General features: G+C 61.4%; 13 protein-coding genes. 9 read left to right on the plus strand and 4 right to left on the minus strand.

The window, feature by feature from the left end:
* Positions 1–50: 50 nt before the first annotated feature.
* On the minus strand, positions 51–1,031 hold the full coding sequence (gene hslO, locus YQ44_RS05255; RefSeq protein ID WP_071322481.1) for an Hsp33 family molecular chaperone HslO: 981 nt from the start codon (positions 1,029–1,031) through the stop codon (positions 51–53).
* A gap of 4 nt (positions 1,032–1,035) precedes the next feature.
* Positions 1,036–1,560 carry a gamma carbonic anhydrase family protein gene (locus YQ44_RS05260; RefSeq protein WP_071322482.1) on the minus strand — a complete coding sequence of 175 codons (525 nt, stop codon included), beginning with the start codon at positions 1,558–1,560 and terminating at the stop codon, positions 1,036–1,038.
* 229 nt (positions 1,561–1,789) lie between these two features.
* Here YQ44_RS05260 and YQ44_RS05265 point away from each other — a divergent pair, with 229 nt between their 5' ends.
* The 8 genes from YQ44_RS05265 to bamC all read left to right on the plus strand — a co-directional run bounded on the left by YQ44_RS05265 (position 1,790) and on the right by bamC (position 9,106).
* Positions 1,790–2,665: an alpha/beta fold hydrolase gene (locus tag YQ44_RS05265; RefSeq protein ID WP_071322483.1), complete on the plus strand. Its 876-nt coding sequence runs from the start codon at positions 1,790–1,792 to the stop codon at positions 2,663–2,665.
* 88 nt (positions 2,666–2,753) lie between these two features.
* Positions 2,754–3,587: a 3',5'-nucleoside bisphosphate phosphatase gene (locus tag YQ44_RS05270; RefSeq protein ID WP_071322484.1), complete on the plus strand. Its 834-nt coding sequence runs from the start codon at positions 2,754–2,756 to the stop codon at positions 3,585–3,587.
* Positions 3,588–3,805: 218 nt separating this feature from the next.
* Positions 3,806–4,690, plus strand: coding sequence for a protease HtpX (gene htpX, locus YQ44_RS05275; RefSeq protein WP_070303511.1), 885 nt, complete (start codon positions 3,806–3,808; stop codon positions 4,688–4,690).
* A 36-nt stretch (positions 4,691–4,726) separates the two neighbouring features.
* A complete protein-coding gene (locus YQ44_RS05280) occupies positions 4,727–5,350 on the plus strand; it encodes an L-threonylcarbamoyladenylate synthase (protein WP_046685844.1) in 624 nt (207 codons plus the stop codon).
* A 208-nt stretch (positions 5,351–5,558) separates the two neighbouring features.
* Complete coding sequence (locus tag YQ44_RS05285) at positions 5,559–6,236, plus strand: site-2 protease family protein (RefSeq protein ID WP_071322485.1); 678 nt, start codon at positions 5,559–5,561, stop codon at positions 6,234–6,236.
* 87 nt (positions 6,237–6,323) lie between these two features.
* Positions 6,324–6,869 carry a class I SAM-dependent methyltransferase gene (locus tag YQ44_RS05290; RefSeq protein ID WP_232251056.1) on the plus strand — a complete coding sequence of 182 codons (546 nt, stop codon included), beginning with the start codon at positions 6,324–6,326 and terminating at the stop codon, positions 6,867–6,869.
* Between the two features lie 84 nt (positions 6,870–6,953).
* A complete protein-coding gene (dapA, locus tag YQ44_RS05295) occupies positions 6,954–7,832 on the plus strand; it encodes a 4-hydroxy-tetrahydrodipicolinate synthase (protein WP_071322487.1) in 879 nt (292 codons plus the stop codon).
* 80 nt (positions 7,833–7,912) lie between these two features.
* A complete protein-coding gene (gene bamC / locus YQ44_RS05300) occupies positions 7,913–9,106 on the plus strand; it encodes an outer membrane protein assembly factor BamC (RefSeq protein ID WP_071322488.1) in 1,194 nt (397 codons plus the stop codon).
* Positions 9,107–9,281: 175 nt separating this feature from the next.
* Here the strand turns inward: bamC and YQ44_RS28035 are convergent, their stop codons facing one another.
* Positions 9,282–9,536, minus strand: coding sequence for a hypothetical protein (locus YQ44_RS28035; protein WP_034783358.1), 255 nt, complete (start codon positions 9,534–9,536; stop codon positions 9,282–9,284).
* A gap of 354 nt (positions 9,537–9,890) precedes the next feature.
* On the minus strand, positions 9,891–11,012 hold the full coding sequence (locus YQ44_RS05305) for a cupin domain-containing protein (RefSeq protein ID WP_071322489.1): 1,122 nt from the start codon (positions 11,010–11,012) through the stop codon (positions 9,891–9,893).
* A 93-nt stretch (positions 11,013–11,105) separates the two neighbouring features.
* On the opposite strand from YQ44_RS05305, the gene YQ44_RS05310 reads away from it, so the two are divergent.
* On the plus strand, positions 11,106–11,651 hold the full coding sequence (locus tag YQ44_RS05310; protein WP_071322490.1) for an FKBP-type peptidyl-prolyl cis-trans isomerase: 546 nt from the start codon (positions 11,106–11,108) through the stop codon (positions 11,649–11,651).
* Positions 11,652–11,787: the final 136 nt, after the last annotated feature.

Here is an 11,787-nt window from a genome sequence, read left to right on the forward strand (position 1 = left end):
TTGCGCCGCCTCAGGGGCGGCGCGGCAGATGCATTGCGAAAGTGTAATGATCAGTTGATGCTGGCGGCGGGCGGGATGAGAACCTCGGCCGGCGCATCCGTGACGAACAGCTGCGCGCAATCGACCTTGTCGAACTCATAGTGCTGGCCGCAGAAATCGCAGTTCACACCCACTTGGCCCACTTCTTCCAGCGTGCTGTTGACTTCTTCCTCGCCCAGCATCTTGAGCATATTGCCGACTTTTTCGCGCGTGCAGCTGCAATGGAAGCTCGGGTGCAGGGGATCGAAGACGCGGATGGTTTCTTCCCAGAACAAGCGCTGCATCAGGGTGTCGATGTCGGTCGAGAGGATTTCCGCCTCTTTCAGGGTCGAGGCCAGCATCACGGCGCGGTTCCACGTGTCGAGCGCGTCTTCTTCCGAGACGGGTGTCGCTTCGGCCTTGCCGCCATGGTGGGGCAGCTTTTGCAGCAGCAGGCCGCGCGAGACGCTGTCGTCCGTGGCCAGCCACAGGCGCGTGTCGAGCTGTTCCGAGCGCAACATGTAGTTTTCGATCACGGTCGCCATGTCGTCGCCGTCCAGCGGCACGATGCCCTGGTACGGCTGCTGGCCCGGCACCTTGTCGGCCGGGTCCAGGGTGATGATGAAGCGGCCCTTGCCCGTGGCGTTGAGCAATTGCGGCACGGTGGCGACGTCGGCGATGACGGCGTCCGGGTCCAGCTTGGCCGTGGCGCGCAAGCGCAGGTCCGAATCGCACTCGACCACCATCAGGCGCACGGGACCGTCGCCATGGATCTGCATGATGATGGAGCCGTTGAATTTCAGGTTGGCCGACAGCAGGGCGGCGGCGGCCACCATTTCGCCCAGCACTTTTTTCACGGCCGTCGGGTAGGCGTGGCGCGACACCACTTCCTGCCAGGTGCCGGACACGTCGATGAACTGGCCGCGCACGGCGGCGTTGTCGAAAATAAACTTTTGCAGGGTGTCCTGGCCGGTGGGGATAGCGCTGACGGCGCCCGTGGTTTCAGTCGTCATTCTTTTATCCAATCTTCTTGAGTTGCGTATTAAATAGCTGGCCGCGTTGCACATAGTTCACGGCGTTGCCTTGTAGTCTGGTGATATCGTCTGCCGTCAGGGGCCGCACGGCTTTCGCCGGTGAGCCGATGATCAGCATATTGTCGGGAAATTCCTTGCCTTCCGTGACCAGGGCGCCCGCGCCGACCAGGCATCCCTTGCCGATCTTCGCGCCGTTCAGGATCACGGCCTGGATGCCGATCAGGGCGCCATCGCCAATCGTGCATCCATGCAACATTGCCTGGTGGCCGATGGTCACGTTCGATCCGATGTCGAGCGGGTAACCGGGGTCCGTGTGCAGCACGGCGCCTTCCTGCACATTGCTGTTGGTGCCCACGGTGATGCGTTCATTGTCGCCGCGGATGGTGGCGCCGAACCATACGGAGGTATTCGCTTCCAGCGTCACCTTGCCGATCACGTTGGCCGTGTCGGCGACAAAAGCGGAAGCATCAATCTGCGGCGCATCGGCGCCCAATTGGTAGAGTGTCATCGTTAGCCCGTGGCGGTGTGGAAGCGCCGGGCATGGCCGGACGCTGGAATGTACGCTATTTTACGCTGTTGCGAGGCAAGTCTTCACGGTCGCGCCCAAGCAGTGGCCGACGCGGCTCCGCCGATCCGCTATAATTATCGAACGGTCGTACTTTTATACGTACAATATCTACAGACACACCATGTGGCGCCATCCGCGCTACTTTCAAGGCAGGCATCCGATGAAACCCATGAAACTTTCCCGTTCCGAATTCATCAACATCCGCGGCGCGCGCACGCATGTGCGCCACTGGGGCCGCGAAGGCGCGCCCATTCTCTTCATGGTGCATGGCTGGATGGACGTGGCCGCCTCATTCCAGTTCGTCGTCGACGAGCTGGCGGGCGACTGGCACGTGATCGCGCCCGACTGGCGCGGCTTCGGCCTCAGCGACTACACGCAGTCCGATACCTACTGGTTCCCCGATTACCTGGCCGACCTGGACGCCATGCTGCTCCATTATTCGCCGGACGCGCCCGTCAAGCTGCTGGGCCACAGCATGGGCGCCAATGTGGCCGGCCTGTACGCGGGCGTGCGGCCCGAGCGCATCAGCCGTTTCATCAACCTGGAAGGCTTCGGCATGATGGCGACGAAGCCGGAGCAGGCGCCGGGACGCTACGCCAAGTGGCTCGACGAATTGCGCGAGCCGCCCGTGATGCGCAGCTATCCGACGCAGAAGGCCGTGGCCGAGCGCCTGCAAAAGACCAATCCGCGCCTGCCGGATGCGCGCGCGGCTTTTCTCGCCGAGCACTGGTCGGCGCGCAACGAGGCGGGCGAGTGGGACATCCTCGGCGACCCGCTGCACAAGCGCGTCAATCCCATCCTGTACCAGGTGGAAGAGGTGATGGCGTGCTGGCGCCGCATCACGGCGCCCGTGCTGTGGGTGGAGGCCGACGACACCAATATGTGGCAATGGATGGGCCCCAAGGAGGAGGCGCGCATCGAAATCGACCGTCGTTTGGCCTGTATCAAGGATGTGCGCTGTGAAATGCTCAACGATGCGGGCCACATGCTGCATCATGACCAGCCGGCCGCCCTGGCGCGCCTGGTGGAGGCGTTCCTGGCCTGATGTGGCGGGAACGCTGCTTCTGCTTTTGACAAGCAGCGTACAATGAAAACTTCTTTCATGTTGAGCCCGTGCAGGGTATTGTTTTCGTATGCTTAAAGTCGACCTGCATTGTCATTCGAATATCTCCGACGGCGTGCTGGCGCCCGCCGCCGTGGCCGCGCACGCACGCAAGGCCGGCGTCGATGTGTGGGCGCTGACCGACCACGATGAAGTGTCCGGCATCGCCGCCGCGCGCACGGCCGCGCTGGACCTGGGCATGCGCTTCGTGGCCGGCGTGGAAATTTCCATCACCTGGGCCGGCGAAACCGTGCATATCGTCGGCTTGCAGGTCGATGAAAACAATCGGGCCCTCGTGCAGGGCTTGCACCAGACGCGCTCGGGGCGCGATGCGCGCGGCCGCGAGATCGCCCGCCAGCTGGACCTGGCCGGCATTCCCGACGCCTACGAGGGCGCGCTGAAATTCGTCGGCAACCCGGACCTGATGTCGCGCACGCACTTTGCCCGCTACATCGTGGAAACGGGGAAATGCGCGAATATCCCCGACGTGTTCAAGAAATACCTGTCGGAAGGCAAGCCCGGTTATGTCGAGCACCGCTGGGCCACCCTGGCCGAAGCGGTGGGCTGGATACGCGGCGCGGGCGGCGTGGCCGTCATCGCCCATCCGGGCCGCTACCGTTTCAGCTACATGGCGCAAGGCGTGCTGTTCGATGAATTCAAGCAACTGGGCGGCGTGGCCATCGAAGTCGTCACGGGCAGCCACAGTCCGGACCAGTATCCGGAATACGCGCGCCTGGCCAACGATTACGGCTTCCTCGCCTCGCGCGGCACGGACTTCCATGCGCCGGGCGAGTCGCGCGTGGACTTTGCCATGCTGCCGCCGTTGCCTGCCAATGTCACACCCATCTGGCACGACTGGTTTTAGTTTGCAGCCAGGCAAATCTGCTGCGCGGCGCGCTTTGCGGCCGGCGATGCTCACTGTGCTGTAGCACAGCTGCGCTGCTCGGCCACAAAGCACTGCCGCTCGCGAGATGTTCCCGGCTGCCGATGCGCCGGCGTGCGGCCAGAGCTGCTTGAAATCTGCGCTGGCGTACATATCTTTTTGTTATTCTTGTTATATATAGTCACCTGGAGCCATCGCCCATGAAACGTATCGTCCTTTTTATTGCTACCAACCTGGCCGTGATGCTGGTGCTGTCGCTCGTCCTCAGCTTGTTGGGCGTGGGCAATCCGGCGCGCGGCAGTACCCTGAACCTGGGCAGCCTGCTCGTGTTTTCGCTGGTGGTCGGGTTCACGGGGTCGATCTTTTCCTTGCTGATCAGCAAACCGATGGCCAAGTGGAGCACGGGTGCGCGCGTCATCGACAACCCCACTTCGTCGACCGAGTTGTGGCTGGTCAATACCGTGCGCGCCCTGTCCGAGCGGGCCGGCATCGGCATGCCGGAAGTGGCCGTCTACGAGGGCGACGCGAATGCGTTCGCCACGGGCGCGTTCAAGAATTCGGCGCTGGTGGCCGTCTCGACCGGTTTGCTGCAAAGCATGAACCGCGATGAAGTCGAAGCCGTACTGGGCCATGAAATCGCCCACGTGGCCAATGGCGACATGGTGACCCTGACCCTGATCCAGGGCGTGGTGAACACCTTTGTCGTCTTCATGGCGCGCGTGGTGGGCTTCTTTGTCGATAACGTCTTGCTGAAAAATAACAACCGCGAAGGCGGCGGGCGCGGCATCGGCTATTTCGTCACCGTCATGGTGTGCGAAGTGATCTTCGGCTTGCTCGCTTCCATCATCGTGGCCTGGTTCTCGCGCCAGCGCGAATTCCGCGCCGACGCCGGCTCGGCCAAATTGCTGGGCAGCCCGACGCCGATGATGCATGCGCTGGCCCGCCTCGGCGGCGTGCCGCCGGGCGAGCTGCCGCAATCGATGCAGGCGCTGGGCATCAGCGGCGGCAATGGCGGCTGGGGCGCGCTGTTCGCCACCCATCCGCCGATCGAGCAACGCATCGCCGCCCTGCGCGGCGTGCAATAATGATAACTTATGCCAATAATGAAGAACGCTTAAACCATGAGTCAATTTTTTCAGATTCACCCTGACAATCCGCAATTGCGCCTGATCAAGCAGGCGGCGCAGATTATCCAGTCGGGCGGCGTGGTGGCCTTGCCTACCGATTCCTGCTACGCGCTGGTGTGCCAGCTCGACGACAAGGGCGCCGTCGAGCGCCTGCGCCGCATCCGTGGCGTGGATGAAAAGCATCACCTGACCTTGCTGTGCCGCGACTTGAGCGAGCTGGGTGTGTACGCCAGGGTCGACAACCGCCAGTTCCGCCTGCTCAAGGCGGCCACGCCGGGCGCCTACACGTTTATCCTCGAGGCGACCAAGGAAGTGCCGCGCCGCCTCAGCCATCCGTCGCGCAAGACCATCGGCCTGCGCGTGCCGCAGCACCGCATCGTGCAATGCCTGCTGGAAGAGCTGGGCCAGCCCCTGCTGGGCGCCACGTTGACCCTGCCCGGCGACGAGGAAAGCCTGACGGATGCCGACACCATCCGCGAGCGCCTGGAAAAGCTGGTCGACCTGATCATCGATGGCGGCGTCTGCGCGCATGGTCCCAGCACGGTGATCGACTTGACGGGCCCCGAGCCGGAGGTGGTGCGCGTGGGCCGTGGCGACCCGGCCGTGCTGGGTTTGTAGGCGGCTGCAGCGGGCGCTGTCTTTACCTGTCTTTACAACGCCTGGCCAAAGCGCCGCGAGCGGCAGCGTGTGGTGGCCAGGAAGCGTCGCCGTGCCTTCGAACAGGGGGCATCGCGGGCCGCAAATCGCGTCGCGCAGCAGCTTTTGACAGATGTTCTTAATGACAACATAAGAAAGGGGCTGGGACGCCTCTGGTAGAATCGCGGTCATGAGCGATTTCAATACGATAGTCCAGACCGTTGCGGTGTACCTGGTGCCGGTGCTGTTTGCCATTTCCCTGCATGAGGCCGCGCACGGCTATGCCGCCCGTTATTTCGGCGATCCCACGGCATCGAACGAGGGCCGGCTGAGCCTGAATCCGATCCGGCATATCGATCCTTTCGGCACGATCTTGCTGCCGCTGATACTGTATTTCACGATCCAGGTGCCGTTCGGCTATGCCAAGCCGGTGCCCGTCGATTTCAGCCGCCTGCGCAATCCGAAGAAGCAGATGGCCTGGGTGGCGTTTGCCGGTCCCGGTGCGAACTTCGTCATGGGCCTTGCCTGGATGATCGCCTTCGTCGTGCTCAGCGTCTTGCCGCCGACGGAACTGGGCATGTTTTTCCGCAAGATGGCTGGCGCCGGCGTCAGCGTCAATGCGGCCATGTTTGTCTTTAACCTGATTCCCGTGCCTCCGCTCGACGGCGGGCGCATCGTCACCGGCTTGCTGCCGATGCAGCTGGCGCGTCCTTACGCCAGCATCGAGCGCTATGGCCTGTATGTGTTCGGCGCGCTGGTATTGCTGATGTACACGGGCATCCTGAACCGCGCCCTGCTGGCGGCGATCGAGTTTGTCATCGGCATTTTCCTCATGCTGGTGACCCCGCTTACCGCACTCTTGGGCTGATGCGCCGCTGCAGCGGCAGGCCACACGGGCACAACGTAACAAAATCTGATGGAAGTACCGATGCAAGTAACTGAACAAGTAGTTGATATGGAAGCGATTTCCGGCTGGGTGCGCCGTTGGGCCCCTCTGATTCCCGGTGGCGAAGTGCTGGACCTGGCTTGCGGCAGCGGCCGCCATGCGCGCCACCTGGTCAGCCTGGGCCACCCGGTGATCGCGCTCGACCACGATCCGGAAATGCTGGAAAAGGCAGCCGGCACGGGCATCACCACCTCGCTGGTGGACCTGGAGGCGCCCGGCGCCGCGTGGCCGTTCGCGGCGCACCGCTTTGCCGGCATCGTCGTCACCAATTATTTGCACCGGCCCTTGCTCGACGCGATGATCGCCAGCCTGGCGCCCGATGGCGTGCTGGTGTACGAAACGTTCGCCGAAGGCAATGAGCAGTTCGGCAAGCCGTCGAATCCGAAATTCCTGCTGAAGGAAGGCGAGATGCTGGCCTGGGCGCTCGAGCACGGCCTGCGCGTGGTCGCCTATGAAGATGGGCGCGTGGAACAGCCAAAAGCTGCTCTGGTGCAACGAATTTGTGCCGTTCGGCCAGATTTTCCACGGTTGGCAGCCCTGCTGCCGACGTTTTGAGCGGCGTTTCTAAGTCAGAATGCACCACAGGCGCGGGCTATCCGCTACAATCGTTGTTTTATTTATCGGCGCTATAAACTTACTATGATCAAGGGCAGCATTGTAGCAATCGTCACCCCGATGCACGCGGACGGCAGTCTGGACTTTCCAGGTCTGCGCAAGCTGATCGACTGGCATATCGCCGAGGGTACGGACGGCATCGTCATCGTTGGCACCACGGGCGAATCGGCAACAGTGAGCGTGGAAGAGCACTGCGAACTGATCCAGTTGACCGTCGAGCACGCCAAGGGACGCATTCCTATCATCGCCGGCGCCGGTGGCAATTCCACGGCCGAGGCCATCAAGCTGACGCGCTATGCGAAAGAAGCGGGCGCAGATGCTGTTCTGCAAGTAGTGCCGTACTACAACCGTCCTACCCAGGAAGGCATGTACCAGCACTTCAAGGCCATCGCCGAAGCCGTCGACATTCCCGTCATCCTGTACAACGTGCCGGGCCGCACCGTTGCCGACATGAGCAACGAGACCATCGTGCGCCTGTCCGCCATCCCGAATATCGTCGGCGTGAAAGATGCGACCGGCAATATCGGCCGTGGCATCGACCTGCTGCGTTTGGTGCCGGCCGACTTCGCCGTGTATTCGGGCGATGATCCGACGGCCATGGCGCTGATGTTCTGCGGCGGCCACGGCAATATCTCCGTCACGGCCAACGTCGCGCCGCGCGCCATGCACGAGCTGTGCGTTGCCGCCATGGCGGGCGAGCGTGCCACGGCCATTGCCATCAATAACAAAGTTTTCCCCCTGCACCAGAAATTGTTTGTCGAGCCCAACCCGGTGCCCGTCAAATGGGCGCTGGCCGAAATGGGCATGATGCCGGCCGGCATACGTTTGCCGCTGGTGCCGCTGGCTGATAATTGTCATGCCACCGTGCGCGATGCCTTGCGTGACGCTGGCGTCCTGTCTTAAGCCCGGACTTCAAGCCCGGACTCGTATAGTCCGGACCTTCCCTGATTCAGCTGCTACTTAGCTTCTTATCCAGTAACGACATGACTAATTGCAAGAAAACCCAATCGGCGCCTGCCACCTTCGCCGTCCGCGGCATCGTCATCGGCGCCGTCGCAGCCAGCCTCGCGGGCTGCGGCATGATCAGTTCGGTGGTCGGCGGCGACAAAGTCGACTACAAGTCGGTCAAGAAGGCCGGCACCCTGGACGTGCCGCCTGACCTGACGCAATTGCAGCAGGACAACCGCTATTCCTTGCCGGATTCGAAAAACGGCGTTGCCACGGCGTCCGGCTACAACGCGCAGCGCAGCGCAGCGGCAGGCACGCCTGTCGTCGTGGGCGCCGATGGCGTGGTGGGCGTCGTGCCGGTGACGGCGGGCGGCGTCAAGGTCGAGCGCGCGGGCAACCAGCGCTGGCTGGTGGTCAAGCAGTCGCCTGAAGTGCTGTGGCCGCAGCTGAAGCAGTTCTGGGAAGATTCCGGCTTCACGGTCGCCATCGACCAGCCGACGGCTGGCATCATGGAAACCGAGTGGAACGAGAACCGCGCCAAGGTGCCGCAAGACTTTATCCGCAGCACCATCGGCAAGGCTTTCGATTCGCTGTACTCGACCGGTGAAAAAGACAAGTTCCGCACCCGCGTGGAACGCCTGGCCGATGGCTCGACCGAGATCTACATCAGCCACCGTGGCGTGGAAGAGGTCGTCACGGGCCGCGACAAGGAAACCACCACCTGGACCGCGCGTCCCAACGATCCGGGCCTGGAAGCGCAATTCCTCGCCAAGCTGATGACGCGCCTGGGCGCGGCCAGCGACGACGCGCAGGCGAAGACGGCTGTCGACGCCGCCATCGTGCAGCCGCAGCACGCCAAGCTGGTCGGCGACGCCGCCACGCCAACGCGCGCCATCGAAGTCGATGAAGGGTTCGACCGCGCCTGGCGCCGTGTCGGCCTGGCGCTGGACCGCGTCGGCTTCACCGTGGAAGACCGCGACCGCACGCAAGGCACGTATTTCGTGCGTTACGTCGATCCGGATGCGGTCAAGAAAGATGGTTTCTTCTCGAAACTGTTCAGCTGGGGCTCGTCGTCCGACAAGGACAAGGAAGCGCAGCGCTACCGCGTCCTGGTCAAGGCCGGCAATGGTTCGACCAGCCTGGTCAGCATCCTCAGCAACGAAGGCCAGCCGGCTACATTGCCAGTAGCCGAGAAGATCCTGGGCTTGCTGAACGATCAGTTGAAATAAGCCGTCCCTTGGCGGCAGGGCGTAAAACCTGCCGCATATTAAAAAAGGCCGATCCGGGGAACCGGGCCGGCCTTTTTTAATATGCGGCTTCGTCCGTGGTTTTATCCTGCGGATAAAATCGCGGACGTAAAAAAGCCGGCCCGAAGGCCGGCTTTCTCTAGTGCAGGGTGCTAAATTACTTAGCAGCCGATGCAGCAGCCGAAGCAGCCGAAGCAGCGTCGGTAGCGGCCGAAGCGGCAGCCGAAGCAGCAGCAGCAGCGTCGGTAGCGGCCGAAGCAGCAGCGTCAGCAGCAGCAGCTGGAGCAGCTTCAACTGCTGGTGCTGGTGCTGGGGTTTCAACTACTGGTGCTGGTGCAGGAGCTTCTTCTTTTTTGCTGCAAGCAGCCAGAGCAACAACCATCAGGGAGGCGATCAGCAGGGATTTTTTCATTTGTTTTCCTTAATTATTTCAAAAAATAAATCAACATTGTTGCGATGAATAATTACCGGTAATTATCGCTCGTTAGGTCGTCTTCGAAGGCTTTTCGTACCAGGTGGTGCCTGCCAGACAACGGAAACTTCCTAACCGAATATTATAGCGATTTTTGGTGCGTCGCAATAGGAGCAAGAGGCAAATTCGCAACTATTTTGTGATATCGCAATAATTGCCACGGCAAATTGCAAGCAAGTGTAAGTGTTTTGCGAAAGCGCGACAAAACGATATAAAAATAATATGTTTTATTGCGCTAGCGCAGAAGCCGTTATCCCTGCTGCGGTAATACCACTTTTCCTATGCTGCACGCATTCAGGCCAGTTCGATCCAGCCATCCTGATACCAGGTATATAAGGCATCCATCACATCGTCGGAAGCCTGGGCCACGGCGGCGCCGTCGAGGGCGCGGTCGTTGGCCAGGGTTTCCAGTGTCGCTTTGTCGGCCTTGCCAATGGCAAACGACTCGCCATTGATGAAGACATTCTTGCCACGATACAGCATTAGCGTCTTGCGCGACAACACGACACCCTTCTTCTGTGCGGCGTCCGCGAAGCGGCCCACCGTCAGGGGCTTCGACAGTGGCGTGAAAAACACATTGTGCTTCGGTTCGGACAGGTGTTCGCCTAGGAAGATGGTGACGTCTTCTTCCGTGAAGCGCACCTTGTTCATCTCTTCCGTGATGGTGGCGAGCATTTCGCGTGGAATCTCGGCCGGCTTGGCCGAGGCTTTCAGTTCCGGGTCGCTATAGATGCCCGGCAAGTCGATGGAATCGGCCATGAATTGCAGGAAGGCTTCGCCCAGTTCCTGGAACGATGGCGAACGGAAGCCGATCGAGTAGGTCTGGCAGTCGCCGATGGCGACGCCGTCGTGCGCGTAGTGGGGCGGCAGATACAGCATGTCGCCCGGTTCCAGCGTGAATTCCTCGTCGGGCGTGAAATTGCTGAGAATCTTCAGCGGCAAGCCGTCGATCAGGCTCAGGTCCTTCTGGGCGCCGATGCGCCAGTGGCGCTTGCCCTGGCCTTGCAGCAGGAACACGTCGTAGGAATCGAAGTGCGGGCCCACGCCGCCGCCGTCGGTGGCGAAGCTGACCATCAGGTCGTCCAGGCGCGCGTCCGGCAGGAAACGGAACTGGCGCAGCAGGGCGTCGGCCTTGGCGCTGTGCAGGTTGGCGCCCTGCACCAGCAGGGTCCATTCCTTCTGTTTCAGCGAGGGCAGGCTGGTCAACGGACCTTGCTGCATGTTCCAGTGGCCGTCGGCATGGCTGACGAGGCGCGATTCGACGTGGTCCAGGGTGGCCAGCTCGGCCAGGGCCTTGAAATCGAACAGGGCCTTGAAGCCAGGCACGGCCTGACGGATCAGCAGGGGTTTTTTATGCCAGTAGTCGCGCAGGAATTGCGCTGGCGTGATATCGCCGAGGAGAGTTAATTTTTTCATGCGCCCATTATAACAACCGGAAATGCAGGAATGCGCCTGCCGTTGGCGGCGTAAAGGTATAATTTGCCAGCTTATACAATGAAAGGAAGCATAATGAAGATTGCCAAGAATACGGTCGTGACTGTCAACTACAAACTGTCAGACGCGCAAGACAATCTGATCGAAGACGGCCGCCAGCCTATGGTCTACCTGCATGGTGATTATGAAAACACCCTGCCGAAGATCGAAGAAGAGCTCGACGGCAAGGAAGTCGGCTATTCCAACACGATCCAGATCGAACCGGATGATGCTTTCGGTGAATACGATCCAGCCCTGGTCAAGGTAGAGCCGCGCAATCGCCTGCCTGAGCCGCTGGAAGTGGGCATGCAGTTCGAAGGCATGCCGGAAAGCGATTCGCCGGACGAAGAAGCGATGATCTTCACGGTCACCGATATCGCCGACGACAAAGTCGTGCTCGATGGTAACCATCCACTGGCCGGCATCGCGCTGCGCTTCTCGCTGACCGTCGCTGACGTACGCGAAGCCACCGACGAAGAAATCGCCCATGGCCACGTGCATGGCGCACACGGCCATGATCATGGCGACGAAGATGATGAAGGCGAAGACGGCGATCACTTCCGCACTCACCCAATCCACTAACACCTGACCAGACCTGCTGCGCGGCGCGCTTTGCGGCCACGCCGCGCAGCTGCTCGCGACGGTTTTGTCAGGCGTCGTGACGTTTGTTGGGCGTGACGCCTGTTGTTGGATAGATGAAGGCTGGCTGCGTGCCGGC

Origin of the sequence: Janthinobacterium sp. 1_2014MBL_MicDiv, assembly GCF_001865675.1 — a bacterium.
Taxonomy (GTDB): Bacteria; Pseudomonadota; Gammaproteobacteria; order Burkholderiales; family Burkholderiaceae_D; genus Janthinobacterium.